This is a genomic window from Streptomyces sp. NPDC127100 (assembly GCF_042724095.1).
In the GTDB taxonomy this organism is placed as follows: domain Bacteria; phylum Actinomycetota; class Actinomycetes; order Streptomycetales; family Streptomycetaceae; genus Streptomyces.
The window spans coordinates 134,235-154,560 of record NZ_JBHXFL010000002.1 but is presented as its reverse complement, the minus strand read 5'-3'; the positions used below and the strand labels follow the sequence as shown (position 1 = coordinate 154,560).

20 protein-coding genes are annotated in these 20,326 nt (G+C 73.6%); 8 read left to right on the top strand and 12 right to left on the bottom strand.

The window, feature by feature from the left end; genetic code table 11:
* Positions 1–18: 18 nt before the first annotated feature.
* The 6 genes from ACFWJB_RS03560 to ACFWJB_RS03535 all read right to left on the bottom strand — a co-directional run bounded on the left by ACFWJB_RS03560 (position 19) and on the right by ACFWJB_RS03535 (position 6,007).
* Positions 19–1,038, bottom strand: a complete 1,020-nt coding sequence (locus ACFWJB_RS03560; protein ID WP_386920023.1) for a glycoside hydrolase family 6 protein — start codon at positions 1,036–1,038, stop codon at positions 19–21.
* 48 nt (positions 1,039–1,086) lie between these two features.
* Positions 1,087–1,776, bottom strand: coding sequence for a class F sortase (locus ACFWJB_RS03555; RefSeq protein ID WP_386920021.1), 690 nt, complete (start codon positions 1,774–1,776; stop codon positions 1,087–1,089).
* Positions 1,777–1,778: 2 nt separating this feature from the next.
* Positions 1,779–2,342, bottom strand: a complete 564-nt coding sequence (locus ACFWJB_RS03550; protein ID WP_385464819.1) for a hypothetical protein — start codon at positions 2,340–2,342, stop codon at positions 1,779–1,781.
* A 103-nt stretch (positions 2,343–2,445) separates the two neighbouring features.
* On the bottom strand, positions 2,446–3,225 hold the full coding sequence (locus ACFWJB_RS03545; RefSeq protein ID WP_385464748.1) for an HAD-IIA family hydrolase: 780 nt from the start codon (positions 3,223–3,225) through the stop codon (positions 2,446–2,448).
* A gap of 127 nt (positions 3,226–3,352) precedes the next feature.
* A complete protein-coding gene (locus ACFWJB_RS03540; protein WP_386920019.1) occupies positions 3,353–4,681 on the bottom strand; it encodes a hypothetical protein in 1,329 nt (442 codons plus the stop codon).
* A 108-nt stretch (positions 4,682–4,789) separates the two neighbouring features.
* Positions 4,790–6,007, bottom strand: a complete 1,218-nt coding sequence (locus tag ACFWJB_RS03535) for an ROK family protein (RefSeq protein WP_385464753.1) — start codon at positions 6,005–6,007, stop codon at positions 4,790–4,792.
* A 56-nt stretch (positions 6,008–6,063) separates the two neighbouring features.
* Between ACFWJB_RS03535 and ACFWJB_RS03530 the strand changes: the two genes are divergently transcribed.
* The 3 genes from ACFWJB_RS03530 (at position 6,064) to ACFWJB_RS03520 (ending at position 8,582) form a co-directional block, all read left to right on the top strand.
* The gene (locus ACFWJB_RS03530) at positions 6,064–7,143 is read left to right on the top strand and encodes a Gfo/Idh/MocA family oxidoreductase (protein ID WP_386920017.1); all 1,080 of its coding nucleotides are present in this window, start codon (positions 6,064–6,066) and stop codon (positions 7,141–7,143) included.
* Positions 7,140–7,619 (top strand): heme-degrading domain-containing protein, encoded by a 480-nt coding sequence (locus ACFWJB_RS03525; RefSeq protein WP_385464758.1) that lies wholly within the window; start codon positions 7,140–7,142, stop codon positions 7,617–7,619. The genes ACFWJB_RS03530 and ACFWJB_RS03525 overlap by 4 nt, the downstream gene beginning before the upstream one ends.
* Positions 7,620–7,709: 90 nt before the next feature.
* Positions 7,710–8,582 (top strand): LLM class F420-dependent oxidoreductase, encoded by an 873-nt coding sequence (locus ACFWJB_RS03520; RefSeq protein WP_386920014.1) that lies wholly within the window; start codon positions 7,710–7,712, stop codon positions 8,580–8,582.
* Between the two features lie 124 nt (positions 8,583–8,706).
* Here ACFWJB_RS03520 and ACFWJB_RS03515 read toward each other — a convergent pair whose 3' ends face one another.
* From ACFWJB_RS03515 to ACFWJB_RS03500, 4 genes are all read right to left on the bottom strand, one after another.
* Positions 8,707–9,564 carry a fumarylacetoacetate hydrolase family protein gene (locus ACFWJB_RS03515; RefSeq protein WP_385464764.1) on the bottom strand — a complete coding sequence of 286 codons (858 nt, stop codon included), beginning with the start codon at positions 9,562–9,564 and terminating at the stop codon, positions 8,707–8,709.
* Positions 9,565–9,724: 160 nt separating this feature from the next.
* Positions 9,725–10,444: a YidC/Oxa1 family membrane protein insertase gene (locus ACFWJB_RS03510; protein ID WP_386920012.1), complete on the bottom strand. Its 720-nt coding sequence runs from the start codon at positions 10,442–10,444 to the stop codon at positions 9,725–9,727.
* 107 nt (positions 10,445–10,551) lie between these two features.
* Positions 10,552–10,863 carry a DUF6412 domain-containing protein gene (locus ACFWJB_RS03505; protein ID WP_386920010.1) on the bottom strand — a complete coding sequence of 104 codons (312 nt, stop codon included), beginning with the start codon at positions 10,861–10,863 and terminating at the stop codon, positions 10,552–10,554.
* A gap of 92 nt (positions 10,864–10,955) precedes the next feature.
* Positions 10,956–11,519, bottom strand: coding sequence for a winged helix-turn-helix transcriptional regulator (locus ACFWJB_RS03500; protein ID WP_386920008.1), 564 nt, complete (start codon positions 11,517–11,519; stop codon positions 10,956–10,958).
* Positions 11,520–11,697: 178 nt separating this feature from the next.
* On the opposite strand from ACFWJB_RS03500, the gene ACFWJB_RS03495 reads away from it, so the two are divergent.
* The 4 genes from ACFWJB_RS03495 to ACFWJB_RS03480 all read left to right on the top strand — a co-directional run bounded on the left by ACFWJB_RS03495 (position 11,698) and on the right by ACFWJB_RS03480 (position 15,485).
* Positions 11,698–13,137, top strand: a complete 1,440-nt coding sequence (locus ACFWJB_RS03495; RefSeq protein ID WP_386920006.1) for an MFS transporter — start codon at positions 11,698–11,700, stop codon at positions 13,135–13,137.
* A 120-nt stretch (positions 13,138–13,257) separates the two neighbouring features.
* Complete coding sequence (locus ACFWJB_RS03490) at positions 13,258–13,683, top strand: DUF3592 domain-containing protein (RefSeq protein ID WP_385464778.1); 426 nt, start codon at positions 13,258–13,260, stop codon at positions 13,681–13,683.
* 79 nt (positions 13,684–13,762) lie between these two features.
* Entirely contained in the window at positions 13,763–14,788 is a 1,026-nt protein-coding gene (locus ACFWJB_RS03485; RefSeq protein WP_385464781.1) for an SEC-C metal-binding domain-containing protein, read from the top strand.
* A 244-nt stretch (positions 14,789–15,032) separates the two neighbouring features.
* Entirely contained in the window at positions 15,033–15,485 is a 453-nt protein-coding gene (locus ACFWJB_RS03480) for an SRPBCC domain-containing protein (RefSeq protein ID WP_386920003.1), read from the top strand.
* 22 nt (positions 15,486–15,507) lie between these two features.
* Here the strand turns inward: ACFWJB_RS03480 and ACFWJB_RS03475 are convergent, their stop codons facing one another.
* On the bottom strand, positions 15,508–16,140 hold the full coding sequence (locus ACFWJB_RS03475; RefSeq protein WP_386920001.1) for an NPCBM/NEW2 domain-containing protein: 633 nt from the start codon (positions 16,138–16,140) through the stop codon (positions 15,508–15,510).
* Between the two features lie 355 nt (positions 16,141–16,495).
* On the opposite strand from ACFWJB_RS03475, the gene ACFWJB_RS03470 reads away from it, so the two are divergent.
* On the top strand, positions 16,496–19,642 hold the full coding sequence (locus ACFWJB_RS03470) for a DUF3427 domain-containing protein (protein WP_386920267.1): 3,147 nt from the start codon (positions 16,496–16,498) through the stop codon (positions 19,640–19,642).
* Positions 19,643–19,665: 23 nt separating this feature from the next.
* On the opposite strand, the gene ACFWJB_RS03465 is transcribed toward ACFWJB_RS03470, so the two are convergent.
* On the bottom strand, positions 19,666–20,319 hold the full coding sequence (locus ACFWJB_RS03465; protein WP_386920265.1) for an ATP-binding protein: 654 nt from the start codon (positions 20,317–20,319) through the stop codon (positions 19,666–19,668).
* Positions 20,320–20,326 lie beyond the last annotated feature (7 nt).

Below are 20,326 nucleotides of genomic sequence, written 5' to 3'. Positions count from 1 at the left end.
TTCGCTCCCCCCGGGGCGTCAGCCCCCGGCCAGCTTCAGGGCGTAGTCGGGCCACCAGGCGCCCGCCTTCGGGCCGCCCTTGCACTCGCCGTCCGACTCACCGGGGCGCTTGATCCACAGGTAGGCGTCGACCAGGGGGTCGGCCGTCCGGACGGTCGGGGTCTCGCCGAGGGCGCGGCCCGGTGGGTTGCACCACTGCTTGTCGGGGGCGCCCCCGGTGTAGGGGCCGTTGCCGTTGCGGCTGGTGTCGACGACGAAGTGCTTGCCGCCCACCTTGGCGGAGAGCCGCTTGCCGTAGGCGATGGACTCCTGGGTGGAGTAGAAGTTGGACACGTTGACGGCGAAGCCGTCGGCCTGGTCGATGCCGGCCCGCCGGAGCGGCTCGAAGATCTGGTCGGGGTGGCCCCAGCCGGCGTTGCCCGCGTCCAGGTAGACCTTGGTGTTCTTCAGCGCCGTGAGCTTGGCGACGGCGCCCTTGAGGAGGTCGTAGCGCTCCTCGTGGAACTCGTCCGGGGTGCAGCCGTCGACCAGGTGGAGCACCGCGTCCGGTTCGAGGACGACGGTGGCGGCCCGGTCGCCGATGCCCTCGGCCACGCCGTCGACGAACGAGCGGTAGGTGTCGCCGTCGGCGGCGCCGCCCTGCGAGTACTGGCCGCAGTCGCGGTGCGGGATGTTGTAGAGGACGAGCAGCGCGGTGCGCCCGGCCTTGTCGGCGGCCTCGGTGAAGCCGCGGGTCTGCTCCTCCGGGTTGTCCGGGCTGATCCACTCGCCGGTCGGCTGCTCGGCGATCCTGCGGATCCGGTCGGCCTGGTCCTGCTTGCCCGCCTTCTCCAGGGACACCACCTGCCGGGCCGCGGTGCCGTCGGGATTGACCCAGAAGGGGTCGGTCTCCCTGGGCTGCTGGGTGATGCCGGCCCCCGCGTCCTTGTCCCCGTCCCCGTCGCCGGACGAGCACCCCGCGATCAGCAGCGCCGCCCCCAGCACCGCCGCGGACGCCCGCCTCGCGGTCGTCCCTCCGGCCCCCCTGCTGCCGTACATCCAACCCCCCGGTGCACTGTTCGGAGGCTCAATCCTGACATACCCGGGTCATGGGCCGGTGCCCGTGAGATAGGCCGAGACGACGACGTTGGCCGTGTAGCCGCCGGTGGCGCGGTCGAAGGTGCCGCCGCAGGTGATCAGCCGCAGTTCGGCCCGTCCCGTGGTCCGCGGCGCGTAGGCCTGGCGGGCGTCGAAGCCGTCGCGGTCGAGGACCCGGACGTCGTCGACGGTGAACTCGGCGGTCCCGCCGCCGTCGCGGACCACCCGGATCGTCGCGCCGGGTTCGATGCCGCTGAGCCGGTAGAAGACGGCGGGGCGGGTCTCGGTGTCGACGTGCCCGACCATCAGGGCGGCCCCGGCCTCCCCCGGTGTCACGCCGGCCGCGTACCAGCCGACGGCGTCGGCCCGGTCGAAGGAGGGCGGCTCGATCCCGCCCCTGCCGTCGAGGCCGCGCGCGAGCACCGGGGCGCTGATGCCGAGTCCGGGGACGTCGAGCCGTTCGGGCAGGGCGTCGCCGAGGGGCGCGTGGGCGGGCGGCAGCGGCAGGTCGGGGGGCCGGCCGGCCGCCGCCATGTCGCCGGTGGCCGGCCGGGACATGCCCGCGTGCACGTCGGTGGCGTCGCGGCCCCACAGCCACAGTCCGAGGAACAGCACCACCCAGGCGGTGCCGCTCACCAGGCGGCCGGGGCCGGCGGGGCGTATCGGGACCTCTCCCCGCCGTCGGTCCTGGTCGGACATGGTCAGTCCGCCCTGCGGCTCCGGCTGCGCACCCCGCGCAGCCCCACGGCGACGGCGGCGATCCCGGCGAGCACCAGACCGGTCACGGTGTGCGCGGTGCCGGGCGGGTCGACGCGCGCCCCGTCCCCGGCGTCCGCGGCGGCCGGCACCGCGGCACCGCCGCCGCCCGCGTCGACGGGGGCGACGGGAGAGGCGTGGCTGTCCGGGCGGTCCGCCGGGCGGTGCGGCCCGACGGTGATGGTGCCCCTGCGGGCGTTCTCGCCGCACGTGACCTGCACGGTGTAGACACCGACCGCCACCGTGGTGCGGACCCGGCCGGCGCCGACGAGGACGCCGTCCTCGGCGGCCACGGCGAGCCGTACGTCGGACTCGAACGCCGCGGACACGGCGACCGCCGTCCGCTCGGTGCAGCCGGGGACGCGGAGCGTGACGTCGGTGCCGGGCACCGGTGACGCCGGAGACACCGAGACCCCGCCCCCGTCCGCCGCGTACGCCGCCGGGGCGACCGGTGCGCACAGCGCGGCCAGCGCGGCTCCGGCACAGACAGTTACCTTCAGTGAGCCCATCATGTACCTCCAGTCACCTGGAGGCTGCCCCGCGACGGCCGCCCCCGCATCCGGGCGGGGGGCGACGCTGCTCCGAACGGGCGACGCGGGGAACGGGCCGGTCTCAGACCCGGTCGACGAGGTCCGCGATCGAGTCGACGACCTTGGACGGCCGGTACGGGAAGTCCTCGACCTGCTCGGACCGGGTCAGGCCGGTGAGCACCAGGAAGGTCTGCATCCCGGCCTCTATGCCGGCCAGCACGTCGGTGTCCATGCGGTCGCCGATCATGGCGCTGGTCTCGGAGTGGGCGCCGATCGCGTTGAGCCCGGTGCGCATCATCAGCGGGTTGGGCTTGCCGGCGAAGTAGGGCTGCTTGCCAGTCGCCTTGGTGATCAGCGCGGCCACCGCCCCGGTCGCCGGGAGCGGGCCCTCGGCGGAGGGGCCGGTCTCGTCGGGGTTGGTGCAGATGAACCGGGCGCCGGCGTTGATCAGCCGTACCGCCTTCGTCATGGCCTCGAAGGAGTAGGTGCGGGTCTCGCCGAGGACCACGTAGTCGGGCTCGTGGTCGGTGAGGATGTAGCCGATGTCGTGCAGGGCGGTGGTCATGCCGGCCTCGCCGATGACGTACGCCGAGCCGCCCGGCCGCTGGTCGTCCAGGAACTTCGCGGTCGCCAGCGCCGAGGTCCAGATCGCCTCGACCGGGACCTCCAAACCCATGCGGCGCAGCCGGGCGTGCAGGTCGCGCGGCGTGTAGATGGAGTTGTTGGTCAGGACGAGGAAGGGCTTGCCGGACTCGCGCAGCTTCCTGATGAAGGCGTCGGCGCCGGGGATGGGGACGCCCTCGTGGATGAGCACCCCGTCCATGTCGGTGAGCCATGACTCGATGGGCTTGCGGTCTGCCATGTGCGGGATCTCCTGCCGTACGCGGTCCAGCCTGCGCCCCACCCTAAACAGAGCGGGATCTTGGCGGAACGGCCGTCTCATGGACCGGCGGGGAGGAGCCGGCGGCCGAGGGTCCGGCGGCCACGCGTCAGCGGCGTCCGCGGGCGAGCAGGACGGCCGCGGTGCCGGTGGCGAGGAGCAGGGCGGCGGCCGCGAGGGCCGCGTCCAGGCGGCCCATGCCGGTGCCGGCGAGCTCGTCGGCGAACGGGAAGCCGGTGTCCCCGCCGTCGGGCGTGGAGGCGACGGAGGGTGCCACGGGCTCGGCGCTGCGGGTGCCGGACGGTGCGTCGGCGGGCTCGTCGGGCGCGCCGCCGGTGCCGATGCGGAAGCGGTAGTCGTTCGACTTGCCGACCCAGTCGCCGTCGTCGCCGCGGCGCCGGACGACGGCGGCGTTGGCGGTGACCTCGCCGGGCGCGGTGTCCGAGGTGAGCGCGAGCCGCACCTTCACGGTGAGGGTCCTGCCCGGGCCGACGGTGAAGCCGGGGAAGGCGGCGTCGCCCTGGCCCTCGCCGAAGGCGCCGATCAGCTCACCGCGGTCGGTCTCCTCGAAGGTGACGGGGCGGGGGTGGTCGCCGTCGAAGAACTCCAGGCGGGCCTGCGCCGGCCGGAGGGCCCGTAGCTCGTCGACCAGGACGACGACCGGGTGGACGGCCTCGCAGGTGCGGGACGTGGTGTTGGTGAGGTCCAGGTACCAGACGCCGTAGCCGCCGCCGGTCTCGTAGGCGCCCGGGCCGCCGTGGATGCGGGTGGTGAGCGGGAAGGTGTGGTCGTCGGGCGCCGTACAGGCGGGCAGCGGGGCGACGGAGCCCGGGGACGCGGCGGCGGCCGGGGCGGTGGGCGCCGGGGGTGCGGCGGTGCCCGGGCCGGGAGCGGCCGGGGCGGCTGGCGCTGGGGGCGCGGCGGCCAGGGCGATGGGGGCCAGGGGCGCGGCTGCGGCAGGCGCCAGAGGTGCGGCGGCCAGGGCGGCAGGCATCGGGGCCACGGCGGTGCCCGGGCCGGACGCGGCCGGGGCGGCTGGCGCTGGGGGCGCGGCGGCCAGGGCGATGGGGGCCAGGGGCGCGGCTGCGGCAGGCGCCAGAGGTGCGGCGGCCGGGCCGGCAGGCGTCGGGGCCACGGCGGTGCCCGGGCCGGACACGGCCAGGGACGCGGCGCCGGCCACGGCGGCAGGCGCCAGAAGTGCGGCGGTGCCCGGGCCGGACACGGCCAGGGGCGCGGCGGCGGCCACGGCGGCAGGCGCCAGAAGTGCGGCGGTGCCCGGGCCGGACGCGGCCAGGGGCGCGGCGGCGGCCGAGGCGGCCGGGGGCGCGGACGAGGTCGGGCCGGCGGGCGTCAGGGACGCTGCGGCGGCCGGGGCGGCGGTGGCCAGGAGGGCGGCTGCCGCTGCCAGGCAGGGGGTCGCGGGCGTGAACAGTCGCATAAGCACATGAGCGTGCCGGACCGCCCCGCCCGCCGGGACCGCCGTTCGGGGCGTGCCCCTCGAACGGCCCCCGCGATGCCCTCGTCCGGCGTACGCCCCGGCGGCCGTTCAGCCGCCGTCGCCCCGCCCGAACAGCGGCGCGAGCAGCAACTGGGCCGCGCCCTCCGCGACCCCCCGCACCCCGCCGGGCGCGATCCGCACCGGCACGGCGCCGTCGTGCCCGCCCTCCCTCCGGGCCCGGGCGTCGAGGACGGCGCCGACCCCCCGGACGAAGGCGTCGGGCGCGGCGGCGACGGTACGGCCGCCGAGCAGGACCAGGTCGATGTCCAGCAGCCCGGCGAGGTTCGCGGCGCCCGCGCCCAGGACCCGGGCCGCCTCCGCGAGGTCGCCCCGGGCGACGGCACCGAGGCACAGGGCCTCTATGCAGCCGCGGGCGCCGCAGGTGCAGGGCGGGCCGTCGAGCTGGACGACCTGGTGGCCGAACTCGCCGGCCCCGGTCCGGGCCCCCCGGTGCACACCGCCGCCGAAGACGAGGCCGGCGCCGAGTCCCGTGCCGAGGTGCAGATAGGCGAAGGAGCCGCCCTCGCCGCCCGCCTCGCCCCCGACCGCCAGTGCCAGGGCCGCCGCGTTGGTGTCCTTGTCCACCACGACCGGTACACCGAGGCGCCGGGTCAGCGCGTCCCGCAGCGGGAAGCCGTCCCACTCCGGGAAGCCGGTGACCCGGTGCAGTACGCCCCGGACGTGGTCGAGGGGCCCCGGCAGGGCGACGCCGAGCCCGAGGAGCGTGGGCGCGTCGGTCAGCCGTCCGCCGGGCGCGCGCAGCACGTCGGCGGCCAGCTCCCCGGCCGCCCGCGCCACCCCCTCCAGCACGGCCGGCGCCCCCGCGCCCAGGTCCAGCGGGTACCGCCGCTCCCCCACGGCCGTCCCCTCGAGGTCGACCAGCACGGCCCGCAGCTCGTCCCGGTCCAGGTGCACGCCCACCGCGTGGCCCGCCTCCGGCACCAGCCGCAGGACCGTGCGCGGCTTGCCGCCCGTGGAGGCGCGGCGCCCGGCCTCGGCGGCGAGGCCCTCCGCCCGCAGCCGGGCGGTGATCTTGCTGACCGCCTGCGGGGTGAGCCCGGTGCGCTCGGCGAGCTCCAGCCGGCTGATGCCCTCCGTCCCGGCGGTGCGCAGCAGGTCGAGGACGAGGGCGGTGTTGTGGCTGCGCAGGGCGAGCAGGTTCGCGCCGCCCGCCGCGGGCCGCACGCCCCCGGCGGCACGCCCGCCGCCACTCGCCGCGCCGCCGCGCGCGCCGTCGCCCGTTCCCTCGCCGTCAGCCCTGTTCACGCCCCCATTGTCCCCGCCGCTTGCACTTTGGCAACAGCGTTGCGAAAGTGGATGCCATGACTGGTACTCCTCCCGGCACCCCGCTGCGCGTCGGTCTCGTCGGCTACGGCCTCGCGGGCTCCGTCTTCCACGCCCCGCTGATCGCCGCCACCGAGGGCCTGGCCCTGGACACGGTGGTCACCTCGAACCCGGACCGGCAGCGGCAGGCCCGCGACGAGTTCCCGGACGTGCGGACCGCCGCCACGCCGGACGAGCTGTTCGACCGGGCCGCCGAGCTGGACCTGATCGTCGTCGCGTCCCCGAACAAGACCCACGTGCCGCTCGCCACGCGTGCCCTCGAGGCCGGTCTGCCGGTCGTCGTGGACAAGCCGGTCGCGGGCACGGCGGCCGAGGCACGCGGGCTGGCCGAGCTCGCCGAGCAGCGCGGCCTGCTGCTCTCCGTCTTCCAGAACCGCCGCTGGGACAACGACTTCCGCACCCTCCGCAAGCTCCTCGACGAGGGCACGCTGGGCGACGTGTGGCGCTTCGAGTCGCGCTTCGAGCGCTGGCGGCCCGAGCCCAAGGGCGGCTGGCGCGAGTCGGGCGACCCGGCGGAGATCGGGGGTCTCCTCTACGACCTCGGCAGCCACGTCGTCGACCAGGCGCTCGTCCTGTTCGGCCCGGCCACCCAGGTGTACGCGGAGTCGGTGGTGCGGCGCGCCGGCGCCGAGGCGGACGACGACACGTTCATCGCGATCACGCACGCGAACGGCGTCCGCTCGCACCTCTACGTCTCCTCCACCGCCGCCCAGCTCGGCCCCCGTTTCCGGGTGCTGGGCTCCCGGGCGGGCTACGTCAAGTACGGCCTGGACCCGCAGGAGGCCGCGCTGCGCGAGGGCAAGCGGCCGGGCCCCGGCTGGGGCGAGGAGGACGAGTCGCTGTGGGGCCGCGTGGGTTCAGGGGAGTCCCCCCTGACCGGCGGCGGGCGCGTGGAGGCGACCGTTCCGGGCGACTACCCGGCCTACTACGCGGCCGTCGCCGACGCGCTGCGCGGGCGGGGCCCCAACCCGGTGGACGTGCGGGAGGCGGCTGCCGCCCTGGACGTCCTGGAGGCGGCCCGCCGTTCGGCCCGCGACGGAGTGGCGGTGGCCCTGTGACGCGCGAGCAGCCCCCCGCCCCGACCGTGGCGGAGCTGGAGGAGCAGGAACGCCGCCTGGTCTTCCGCCGGTTCACCCACGAGGACGCGTGGACGCTGGGCTCACTCCTGGTCGAGCTGGCCCGGGAGCGCCGGGCGCCCGTCGCCGTCGACATCCACCGGGCCGGCCAGCAGCTCTTCCACGCGGCCCTGCCCGGCTCGACCCCCGACAACGACGCCTGGATCGCCCGCAAGCGCCGGGTGGTGGAGCGGTACGGCTCCGCGTCGTACCTGGTGGGTGCCCGTTTCCGGGCCAAGGGCACGACCTTCGAGGACTCCTCGCGGCTCGACCCCGACGTGTACGCCGCGCACGGCGGCTCCTTCCCGGTCACCGTGGAGGGCGTCGGCGTGGTCGGGGCGGTGACGGTGTCGGGGCTGCCGCAGGTGGAGGACCACCGGCTGGTGGTGGAGGCGCTGGAGCGGTTCCTGGGCGAGTAGCCCGGACGGCCGTCCCGGGAATCATCTCCGGCTCCCTCCGGTTGGCACGCGACAACAGACGATCACGTGCCACCGGAGGGATCGGAACCGATGAACGACGCGACGGCCGCACTGAAGGAATCCGTCGGACGGTACGGGATCTGGAGCCCGCACCTGCGCGCCGAGGGCCCGGAGGGCCGGGACGAACGGGCCGAGGCGACCGCCGAGTTGGAGCGTCTCGGGTTCGGCGCCCTGTGGCTGGGCGGCAACAGCTCGGCCCCGCACGCCGCCCCGCTGATCGAGGCGACCTCGCGGATCGTGGTCGGCACCAGTATCCAGAGCGTCTGGGAGCACGAGGCCCCCGCCACCGCGGCGGCCTTCGCCGAGCTGGAGGTGTCCCACCCCGGCCGCTTCGTGCTCGGCCTCGGGGTGAGCCACGGCCCGCGCGTCGAGGGGTACAGCCGCCCGTACTCGAAGATGGCCGGCTACCTCGACGAGCTGGACAGGGACGGGATGCGGTCCGGGCACCGGGTGCTGGCCGCGCTGGGCCCGAGGATGCTGGAGCTGTCCCGGGACCGGGCGGCGGGCGCGATCCCGTACCTGGTCACGCCCGAGCACACCGCGCGGGCCCGCGAGACGCTCGGCGACGGCCCGCTGCTCGCCCCGGAGTTCAAGGTCGTCCTCGACTCCGACCCGGTCCGCGCCCGCGCGACGGCCCGCGCCTATCTCGCCCGGTACCTCCAGTTCCCGAACTACACGCGGAACTTCCTGCGTCTCGGCTTCACGGACGCCGACCTGGCCGACGGCGGCAGCGACCGCCTGATCGACGCCCTCTTCGCCTGGGGCGACGACGACACGGTCCGCGCCCGCGTGACCGCCTTCCACGACGCGGGCGCCGACCACGTCGCCCTCCAGGTGGTGGAGGCCGACATGACGTCCGCCCCGAGGGAGGGGTGGCGCAGGCTCGCCGCACTGCTGGGCTGAGCGAGAACGCGCCCCGAAGGGGGGCGGGGCTGTGACACGTGCGGCTCCGCCGCGTGGGCGCGACCAGCCGCAACCGGCCCGCAGCCGACAACGCACCGCGGTTCCCCTCCATCCAGCGGAGCGCTTACGCGTCCTTCAGCTCCTGCCGCTGCCGGCCCAGTCCCCCGATCTCCAGCTCGACCACGTCGCCCGCCCGCAGGTACGGCTTGGGCTCCGGCCGGCCCATCGCCACCCCCGCCGGCGTCCCGGTGTTGATCACGTCACCGGGACGCAGCACCATGAACCGGCTCAGGTACCGCACGACCTCCCCCACCGGGAAGATCTGCTCCGCGGTCGTCCCGTCCTGCTTCAGCTCGCCGTTCACCCACAGCCGCAGCGGCAGCCGCTGCGGGTCGGGCACCTCGTCGGCGGTCACCAGCCACGGGCCCAGTGGGTTGAACGTCTCGCAGTTCTTGCCCTTGTCCCAGGTCCCGCCCCGCTCGATCTGGAACTCCCGCTCGGACACGTCGTGCGCGACCGCGTACCCGGCGACGCATGCGAGCCCCTCCTCGGCCGAGTCCAGGTAGCGGGCCGTGCGCCCGATCACGACCGCCAGCTCCACCTCCCAGTCGGTCTTGCGGGACCCGCGCGGCACCAGCACGGTGTCGTCCGGTCCGACGACCGTGTCCGGCGTCTTGAGGAAGACGACCGGCTCGGCGGGCGGCTCGGCCCCGGTCTCGCGGGCGTGGTCGTGGTAGTTCAGCCCGATGCACACGATCTTGCCGATGCGGCCCACGGGCGGTCCGACGCGCAGCCCCGTGGCGTCCAGGGCGGGCAGCTCGCCGGCGTCGGCGGCGGCCCGTACCCGGTCGAGTGCCGCGTCGTCGGCGAGCAGTTCGCCGTCGATGTCCGTCACCACGCCCGACAGGTCACGCAGGATCCCGTCGGCGTCGAGCAGGGCGGGACGTTCCGAACCCGCCGTACCGACTCGCAGCAACTTCATGATCCCCAACTCCCTCTTTCGCGGGCGCCCGCCCGATGGGGTGCGACCTGGTTGCGGCAGGGCGCGGCCATCGGGGGACTTGTTCGATCGTCCAAGGTCGGCTTCCACTCCGCAAGACCCGGTTCACGTACTGGACCGTAGGCAGGGGCCGGGGCCCGCCTCACCGGTACAGGGCGGCCCGTTCGAGGGCGCTCCACGTGGTGCTGGTGACGATGTACAGGGCGGCGGCCAGCGGCACGACGGCCACGGTGACGAGGGTGAAGAAGGACATGAACGGCATGACCTTGGTGATCGCGCCCAACCCGGGCACCTGCTGGTCCCCGTCACCGGCGGCGGGCAGCACGGGCCGGTCGGCCATGGTCCGCCGGGTGAGCCGGTAGCTGAAGGCGGCGACGCAGGCGACCAGCGCGAACAGCGCCACGTACACGAGCCCGGCGCCGCCGAGCATCCCGCCGTCCCCGAGCGCGTCGGCCCACCGTCCGCCGAGCGGCGCGGCGAGCAGCTGGTGGGACAGGAGGGCGTTGGCCTCGCCGCCGATCGTGCCGCTCGAGAAGAGGTGGTAGAGGAGGAAGAAGGCGGGGAGCTGGCACAGGCTGGGCAGGCAGCCCGACAGCGGCGACACCTTCTCCTCGGCGTGCAGTTCCAGGACGGCCTTCTGGAGTTTCTCGGGGTTCTTCGCGTGCTTGCGCCGCAGTTCGGCGATCCTCGGCTGGAGTTCGGTGCGCGCCTTCTGCCCGCGTGCGGCGGCCCGTGACAGGGGGTGGACGAGGAGCCGTACGAGGGCGGTGAACAGGACGATGGCGGCGGCCGCGGCGGAGGCGCCGAACAGCGGCTGGAGCAGGTCGGCGAGGTGCTCGACCAGGCTGGCGAAAACGGACATGGGTGAGGAGCCCTCCGGGGGTCTCGTCGTGCCGGGGCGATCGGTGATCGGGTGTGCGGCATGACGACCCGCGCGGGTGCACGGTCCTTGCGAGGTGAAGGGATGCCCTACGCGGCGGTCGCCGGGAGGGCGTGTCCGGGTGCTCGTGGCCGGCGGCGGCCGGCGGCGTCGGGATCGCGTTGCGGCAGGAAGGCCGTACGGCGGTCCCGGTCCCTGATGGCCGTGCGCACCCGGGTGGGCGGCACGGCGGGCACGCAGCGCGCGGCGATCAGGGCGCAGACGGCGAGCGCGGAGCCGGCCGCGGCGGTCGCGGCGAGCGCGACGGTGGCGGAGAGGCTGCCGACGTCGACGAGGGCGACGGGCAGGATCAGGAGCAGCAGCACGAGCAGGGGGCTCGGGACGGCCCGGTCGCGGGTCATCGGCGGCTCCTCCCCTCGTACGCGTGTTTGCCCCAGTTATACAGGACCCCGAGCGGCGCCCGACAGCGTGCGTGCGGGCCCCTGGCCGCCGCCTAGGCGGGATCCGGCTGCGACGGGCGGTCGCTGTCGCTCCGCGGATCGGTGTCGATCGGCTTCAGGAGCCGCCGCGGCTTGAGCAGGGCCTTGCTGACCGGGTCCGCCGGGTGCGGATCGAGTCCGGGTCCCGGCACCATTTCGACGTCCCGGACGGCCACGACGGTTCCGCAGGCGGGGCATTCGCCGTACGGGCCGAGCTCGGTGCCGCAGTCGGCGTGCCGGAAGGAGCGCAACGGCTGCCCGCCGAGGTGCTCGCGGCCCCACAGGCCGAGCGCGCGCAGGGCCGGCCACAGGGCGATGCCACGGTCGGTGACGACGTACTCGTCCCGGGGTGGCGACTCCTGGTACCGGCGCTTCTCGAGGACGCCTTCGGCGGTGAGCGTCTGGAGGCGGTTGGCCAGGACGGCGCGCGGGATGCCGAGGTGGACGAGGAAGTCGTTGTAGCGCCGGACGCCGTAGAGCGCGTCGCGGATCACCAGCAGCGTCCACCGTTCGCCGACGACCTCCAGCGCGCGGGCGATCGCGCATTCCTGCGCCGCGTAGTCCTTGCCCAGTGCCATGGGTTCCACTGTAGCCACTTTCCGACGAGTGGGTTCATTCACCGAACCAAGGGTGCTAGGTTGCCAGCCGGGGTGGGTTCATTCAAAGAACCGACTGACGCCCGGGCTTCCAAGGACCCCGGACCCAGCGGACCACCCACGGCCCCAGGGACCCACGGACCGAGAAGAGCGGACAGACATGACCGACATCGGCACGGACTCCACCGCGACCGCCCCCACCGGCAGCCAAGGCACCAGCGGCCAGGGCACCGGCGCCGTACGCCGGAAGGGCCGCCCCGACCGGCACGCGCCACCACGCCCCGGCCTCACCCTCGGCCTCACCAGCGCCGCGACCGCAGTGGCCCTGATGACGTACACCGCGCCGATGGTCACGCTCCCCGAGACGGCCGCCGACCTGCACACCCCGCTGTCCGCCCAGGCCTGGCTGCTGAACGGCACCCCGCTGGGCCTGGCCGCCCTGCTCCTGGTGGCCGGCTCCCTGGCCGACGACTACGGACGCCGCCGGATCTTCCTCTCCGGCACCCTGGCCCTCGGCATCACCACCGGCCTGGGCGCGTTCGCCACCACGACGTGGCTGTTCACCCTGGCCCGCGTCGCGCAGGGCGCGGCGAGCGCGGCACTGCTGGCCAGCAGCCTGGGCCTGCTGGTGCACGCCTTCCCCACCCCGGCCGGACGGCTGCGCGCGACCGGCGTGTGGGGCGCCTTCGTGAGCGGCGGCATCGCGGTGGGCCCCCTGGTGACCGGCGCGCTCCCGAACTGGCGGCTGTCGTACGGCATCCTCGGCGCGGCCACGCTGATCGTCGCGGCGCTGGGGGCGCGGTCCCTGTCGGAGTCGCGCTCACCGCGGGGCGGCCGGCCGGACCTCGCCGGGGCGGTGACGTTCGGACTGGCGCTGGTCGCGCTGGTGGCGGCGGTGACGCTGGGCCGGGACGGCTGGCTGCGGGCACCGGTGGGTCTGCTGCTGGCGGCGACCGTGCTGCTGGGCGGCCTGTTCGTCCTGCTGGAGCGCCGCGCGGCCACCCCGATGATCGACCTGTCCCTGCTGCGCCGCGCGCCCTTCCTGGCGTCCTCCGTCGGCGGCCTGTTCACGGGCCTGGCGGTGATCGGGCTGTTCAGCTTCCTGCCCGCGCTGCTGCAACAGCGGCTCGGTCTCTCCCCGATGGACACGGCGTGGCTGTTCCTGCTGTGGTCCGGCCTGTCCTTCGCCGTCGCCCTCCAGGCCCGCCGCATCGCCCACCGCGTGCCGCCGCGCCACCAACTGGCCGTCGGCTTCGCCCTGCACGCGGTCGGCGCCCTGACGATGCTCGGCGCGGTCGGCGCCGGTTCCTGGACCCGCCTGCTGCCCGGCCTGGTCGTGGCCGGAGTGGGCAGCGGCCTGCTGAACGCCGCGCTGCCGCTGCTCGCCGTGGAGTCGGTACCGGCGGCCCGGGCGGCGATGGGGTCGGGGGCGCAGCAGACGTTCCGCTACATCGGCTCGTGCGCCGGCGTCGCCCTGACCATCGCGATCGCCACGTCGGCGGGCGACCTGGGGCGGGGCACGGACGTCGCCCTCTGGGTGTCGGCGGGGCTGGCGGTGACGGCTGCGGTGCTGGTGGGGGTACTGCGGGAGCGGGGGTGAGCGGCGGGCGCGTCGGCGCGGGGGCGGGTGCCGGGGCCGCGCCTCCGCCCGGGCGGCACCGGGTGGCCCCGGACGGCCCGCGGAGTACCGCCGCCGGAGACCGCCCTAGGCTCTGCGCCCATGACCGCGTACTGGCTGCTGGCCCTCATACCCTTCCTCGGCGGACTCGCCCTCACGGCCGTGGAGGCCAGGATCGCGCTCACCGAGCACGTGGTGCGCCGCCTGGGCCGGCACGCCGAGGGCGTGGTGAGCGACCACGTCGCGTCCCGCGAGGGCACCTACCCGACGCTGCACCTGGTGGTCCGCTGGACCGACGCCGACGGCACCGAGCACGAGCACGCCCTCCCCGACGCGGCGGACGCCCACCGGATCGCCAAGGGCACCCGCGTCCACCTGCGCCATCTTCCCGGCGCCCCCGAGAGCGTGGTCCTGGACTCGCCGGAGCGCTACCGGACGGCGGTGCTCGGCATGTGGCTCGGCGTGCTGGTGTGGGTGGGGACGCTGACGGCGGTCCTGATCCGCATCGCGAACCTGTACACCTTCTAGCCTCCGCGTCGTCCCCGGCCACCGCCTCTGACCTGCGGGCCCCTGACTCCCGTCACCTCGCGGCAGTACGGTGTCACCCATGCGCCCCGACACGCCTGCCGAAAACGTCGACCACACCGCCGAAGCCGCCCGCCTGGAGCGGACCGCCGGCCTGTACCCGGAGGACGCCGAGGCCCTCCTGGTACGCGCCGCGGCCCACCTGGAGCTGTCCGGCGACCGCCCCTCCGCGACCAAGCTGTACGACCGCCTGCTGTCCTCGCCGGACGGGCTGGAGAACCCGTCCCTGGTCCGCGCCCTCAAGGCGTCGAACCTCTGGGAGTACGGCCACGAGGCGGAGGCCAGGGCGATCATCGAGGGCGTCCGCACGACGGCCCCGCGCGACCCGGCGCCGTGGGTGATCGTGGCCGAGGCCCTGGAGTCCCACGACGAACTGGAGGCGGCCCAGGAGACGTTCACGGAGGGCGCCCGCCTGCTGCTGTCGGACGTGGCCGAGCCCCCGTACACCACGCATCCGCTGCTGTACGGGCGTCACCGGGTGCGGCGCATGCTGGGCGTGCCCCACGACGACTGGGACCGGCTGGCGGACACCCTGCACTCGATGCCGGTGTCCCTGGACGAGCTGCACGACCCGAAGCGCGTCTGGTCCCTCGGCTCGGACGACCCGGCCGACCTGGAGGCGGAGATCTCCCGCCTGCGCGCCGAGCTGGGCGCGTACCGCGAGGCCCTGTCCCGTCCCTTCCCCGTGGCCATGCTGCACTGGCCGGCGGAGGAGCTGACGGAGCTGCTCGAGGCGTACCCGTCGCTGTCCGCCGAGTACCCCTCCTACGAGGAGCACCTGGCGACGATAGAGACGGCGCTGCGTGAACTCGCGTCGTCGGGCACCCCGAACCTGGGCGTCGTGCCCGGCACGGTCCCGTCGTACGAGGCGTTCGCGGCCTCGGAGGGCGCGTCCCCGGCCGACGCGACGCTGCTGCCGCAGTACGCGACGACCCTGGCGGCCCGGGGCCGCGCGACGGCGTGGCCCCCGCAGCGGGGTGCGGCCTGCTGGTGCGGGTCGGGCCGGGCCTACGGGGAGTGCCACGGGGAGGCCGCCTCGGCGGGGTGAGGTTCCGTCGCGTCCTCCGGGGGCGGGCGGGCGCCCCCGCCGGCCCTCGCCGCGCCCCACGGCCGGTGTCCGCGGCCGTACCGCGATGCGCGCCCCCCTCGGCCGCACGGCCGCGTCCGCACACCTTGGCGGACCCGCACCCGGAAAGTGCTCCCGGTCCCACCGATGAGATTCGGCGCCGGGGGACGTCTACCCGTGCGACCCCCTCACACGAGCAGTGAGGGCCCGGAACAGGAGGTACCCCATGAGCACCGAGCAGACCACCGCGGCCGACGGCTTCCCCTACGCCCTGACCCGCACCCTGGACGCCCCCGCGGCCCGGGTCTGGCAGGCCTGGACCACCCCCGAGCAGTACGCCCAATGGGCGCACGCCGTCCCCGGCTCCGTCGAGATGGACGTCCGCCCGGGCGGCGCCTGGAAGGCCACGATGCTCACGCCCGACGGCAGCGCCTTCCCGCTGACCGGCTCCTACGTGGAGGTGGCCGAGCCCCACCGCCTGGTCCTCGGCATGGACGTCCCGGGCCGCCCGGACCAGGTCACGATGACCCTGGAACTCACCGAGCGGGGCCCGGAGCGCACGGAGATCGTCCTCGGCCAGACCAGCGACACGGCGGAGGAGCGGGACATGGCGGAGCAGGGCAGCGGGATGCTGCTGGACGGGCTGGAGCGGTTCCTGGCGGAGGGGGCGCGGGGTTGATCCCCTCCCTCCGCCCCCGCCGTCAGGAACTGTGCAGCATCGCGTCGCCGAGCGCGAGGGTCGCGGACTCGTTGTCGCTCTGGACCGCCTCGATGTGGAGGATGGCGACGCCGGTCAGGTCCACGGTCACCTGCACGGGCCGGTTGATCTGCGCGGTCGCGGTCTTGAGCGTCTTCTCGCCGTCCGCACCGGCCTTGAAGGCCACCGTGACCGGATAGGCCGCGCTGTTGTCGTCCAGACCGACGGTGACGGTGAGGCTCCTGTAGTGCTCGTTGATGCTCCAGCCGACGCTCTCGAACCAGCCGGGTTCGGTGGTGAGGGCGTTGTCGAAGCGCTTCCCGCCCATGATCACGGGCTTGAGCTCCCAGTTGCTGTACAGCCCGCTGAGCGGCGTGATGTCGGTCAGCGGCACGTCGCCCGTCGGCAAGGGGACCGGCGGCTCCGCCGAGGTGCCGGCGTCCGCCTCGGGCGGTTCCGCGGCGGCCGTGACCGTCGCCGTGACGGTGGCGGTCACCGTGGCCGTGGCCGTCACCGACTGCGCCGTGGGCGAGTCGACCACGGTCGGCAGCCCGAAGAACCCGAGCAGCAGACCCGCCACGGCCGCGAGCGCCGAGACCAGCGCGGCGACGTCCCCCAGCCGACGGGCCGGAGACACCGGGGGCGGGGGCGGAGCGGGGTCCGGTGCCGGGCCGGGCGCGGGGCTCGGCGCGGGGTCAGGCGCGGGTCCGGGTGGCGGGGGCGGCGCGGGATCCGGTGCCGGGCCCGGCGCGGGTAACGGCGGGACCGGTGCACCCGGCCCCGGGGCCGGCGGCTCCCCCGGCATCGGCGGCACCCCACCCGACGGCGACGCTCCACTCACGTTCTGCCCCCTCCGGACGTGACCCGACCGCGCGCCCATTGAACCCGATGGCAACAGAGCCGGACAGGGCTTAACAGGACTCGACACGCTTCGCCTGTCGGTGGTTCCTGTTAAAACTGGGGCACGTCGACGTGTGACCGAGGGGGTCTTAGTGGGAGACGCGGGGGAGCAGGCGCAGCCGGTCTCGGGGGTCTACGAGAAGCTGATCACGCAAGACGTGCGTGACGAGCTCAAGCAGCTCGAAGCGACGGGGTGGAAAGCCGTCGACGCGGAGGTCAGTGCGGAGTCCTCGCCTCACGTGCTGGCCCGGCACGTCGGAGAGATGGTGGCCCGCCGCCTCGGTCAGCTCCCGACCGCGCAGCAGGTTCCCTTCGCCAACCAGATCCTGGAGTCTCTTGCCTCGCACTCTGAAGGCCAGGGCGGCACCGGGTCCGCCGGCACGGTCGTCGAGGGGCCCCGGCAGTTGCTGGCTCTCGCCCAGCAGGAAGCTCCGGGCGCTTACGCGATCCGCCCGCTCACTCCACTGTCCGAGACGTCGTTGCTCACCAATTCTCCCGAGGACGTCAGCCTCGGCTCCGAGCTGAGAGCCGAGTTGGCCACCGCGGACCGAATCGATCTGCTGTGCGCGTTCGTGAAGTGGTACGGCATTCGCGTCCTGGAGGACTCCCTGCGTGCCGCCAAAGAGCGGGGCGTACCGATCCGCGTCATCACGACGACCTACATGGGTGCTACCGACCGTCACGCGCTCGACCGGCTCGTTCGGGACTTCGGTGCCACCGTCAAGGTCAACTACGAGATCCGCTCGACGCGACTCCATGCCAAGGCATGGCTCTTCCGCCGGAATACGGGTTTCGACACGGCGTACGTCGGGAGCTCCAACCTGTCCCGGGCCGCGCTCCTCGACGGCCTGGAGTGGAACGTGAGGCTGTCGTCAGTGGCCACGCCTGCCGTACTCGACAAGTTCGAGGCGACCTTTGACGCGTACTGGAACGACACTGCCTTCGAGACGTACGACCCCGACCTTCACGGGGAGCGCCTGGACGGAGCGCTCGCCCACGCGAACGGGTCCACCTCGACCACCGATCTGAGGATCAGCCTCTCCGGCCTCGAGGTGCGCCCCTTCCCGCACCAGCGGGACATGCTGGAACGGCTGGATGTCGAGCGCGAAATCCGCGGACGGCACCGAAATCTGCTCGTTGCGGCCACGGGGACCGGTAAGACCGTGATGGCCGCCCTCGACTACCGCCGACTCTGCAAGAAGTCGACCGGCGGTCGGCCGAGGCTGCTGTTCGTGGCACATCGCAAGGAGATTCTCAAGCAGTCCCTGCGGACCTACCGTGAGGTGCTGGATGACGCGTCATTCGGCGAGCTGCTGCACGGCGGCGTGGATCCACGCGAATGGAACCATGTGTTCGCCAGTGTCCAGTCGCTCAACGTCCAGAGACTGGAGCACTTGGCTCCGGAACACTTCGACGTCATCGTCATCGATGAATTCCACCACGCCACAGCCTCCACCTACCGGCGGGTGATCAAGCACTTCGCGCCGAAGGAGCTCCTGGGCCTGACCGCCACTCCGGAACGGATGGATGGGCTCAATGTCCAGGACGAGTTCTTCGAGGGCCGCATCGCTGCCGAGATGCGCCTCTGGGAAGCCCTGGAGAACGACCTGCTCTGTCCCTTCCACTACTTCGGCATTCCTGACGGCACGGACTTGTCGAACATCGGCTGGCAAAAGGGCTCGTACGCCGACCAGGAGCTCGGGAACCTGTTCACGGGAAACGACGCCCGGGCCCGCATCGTCGTCAAGCAGATCATGGACAAGGTCTCGGACCCAGGCGCCATGCGTGCGCTCGGCTTCTGCGTCACCAGGGCGCACGCCCACTACATGGCGGACTTCTTCCGCAAGGCCAGCTTCGAGGCTGTGGCGCTCGACAGTGACTCGCCAGCCGACGTCCGCGCCCAGGCACTGACCGACCTGCGGGACGGCAAGCTGCAGGTGATCTTCTCCGTGAACCTGTTCAACGAGGGGCTCGACATCCCGGATGTCGACACCCTTCTCCTGCTGCGGCCCACCAACAGCGCCACCGTGTTCCTCCAGCAACTGGGACGAGGGCTACGGCGGACCGAGACGAAGCCTGTGCTCACCGTCCTCGACTTCATCGGCCAGCACCGGGCGGAGTTCCGCTTCGAGGAACAGTTCCGAGCCCTGACCAACCTCTCGCGGAACCGGCTCGTCGAGCACATCGAGCGGGACTTCCCGCAGCTGCCGTCCGGCTCGCAGATCATCCTGGAAGGCAAGTCGAAGGACATCATCCTCGACAACATCCGGACCCAATTGGGCGCCACGGTGAACACGCTGGTGAAGGAGGTCAAGGAGTACAGCACTCCACGTCTCGCCGACTACCTCCGGGAAAGCCGCCGAGAGATCAAAGAGCTGTACAAGGGTGGTAATTCCTGGACGACCGTCCTTCGTCGTGCCGGTCTGCGGCAGGAGCCGGTGCCGCAGGGCGAAGAGGCTCTGCTCAAGCGAGCCCACGCATTCCTCCACGTGGACGATCCGGAACGTGCTCAGGCCTACCTCCGTCTACTCGCAGACGACGCCCCGCGTTACAGCGATCTGGGACCGAAGGACCAGACGTACGCCCGCATGCTGTTCTTCAACCTCTGGGACAACGCCGGCGGATTCACCAGCTATCAGGAGGGGCTGGAGTCCCTGCGGACCCAGGGCGCGGTCCGCGACGAGCTGCGGCAGTTGCTGGCCTGCGTGATCGAGCAGGCCGACCACCTTCCCCTGCCCCTGGCCGGTTCTCTCGGCCGAGTCCCCCTCAAGGTCCACAGCGCCTACAACCGGTCCGAGATCCTCGCGGCGCTCGGCGTCGCCCGCATCGGTGGCCAGATGCCCCGGTCCTTCGCACAGGGCGTCCAGTGGGTCGAAGAGCTTCAGACGGACGCTCTCCTCATCACGCAGGAGAAGAACGAGAAGGACTTCTCCCCCACGGTCCGGTACAAGGACTACGCGCTGAGCCCGACGCTCTACCACTGGGAGTCACAGAACGCGACGGCTGCCGACTCCCGCACCGGGTTGCGCTATCAGCAGCATGCCCAGCGTGGCAGCCATGTCCTGCTGTTCATGCGCCGCTACAAGAACACCGACATAGGAAAGCCGCAGCCCTGGATGCTCCTCGGCCCGGCGACCTACCAGAGCCACACCGGCAGCAAGCCCATGGCGATCACCTGGCGCCTGGGGCACCAACTGCCGGCCGACGTGTGGACATACTCGGCCATCAACGCAAGCTGACCAGCAGGAGCCCACGCTCACGCTCAGTGGGCTGCGACCTGCGCCTCGAAGTGTGCCTGGGCCCGGTCCAGTACGTCGTCGGGGTCCCGGCCGTGGGCCCTGAGCCAGTGGAGGAGATCGGCGATGACGTCGATCGCCGTCTCCTCCGCGACGGTCGCCCCCAGTCTGCTGAAGGTCGTGCCCCGCGGCGGCATCGGCACACAGGCGTAGAGCTCCAGCACATCCGCTGCCCGGGCCACGCGAGGCGGGACCGTGTGGCCCTTGGTCGCCGTGGGGCCCGTGCGGAGTTCGCACCAAGTCGACTTCCGGTCGGCGGTGAGGTCGACGCCCCAGCGATCGGTGACGGCGTCGATGAGCGCCAGACCCCGTCCGCCCTCGGCGTCCGTGCCCGCGTCGGTCAGTACGGGGAGAACCCGGGAGTTCGGGTCGGTGACCTCGATCCGCAGGCGGGTTCCGTTCGCGGAGACGGCGAGCAGGGACGGTGTTCCCGGCCCGACGTGCTTGATGACGTTCGCCACCAACTCGCTGACGCAGAGCTGGGCTACGTCGGCCAGATCGTGCAGGTTCCAGATCTCCAGGTGCAGTCGCACGAGGCGGCGCAACCCGGCCACTTCCTCCGCTTCCGCCGAGAAGGGCAGCTTCCATGCCCGCCTCGCCCTCTGGACGGCACTCCCCATGGAGTCG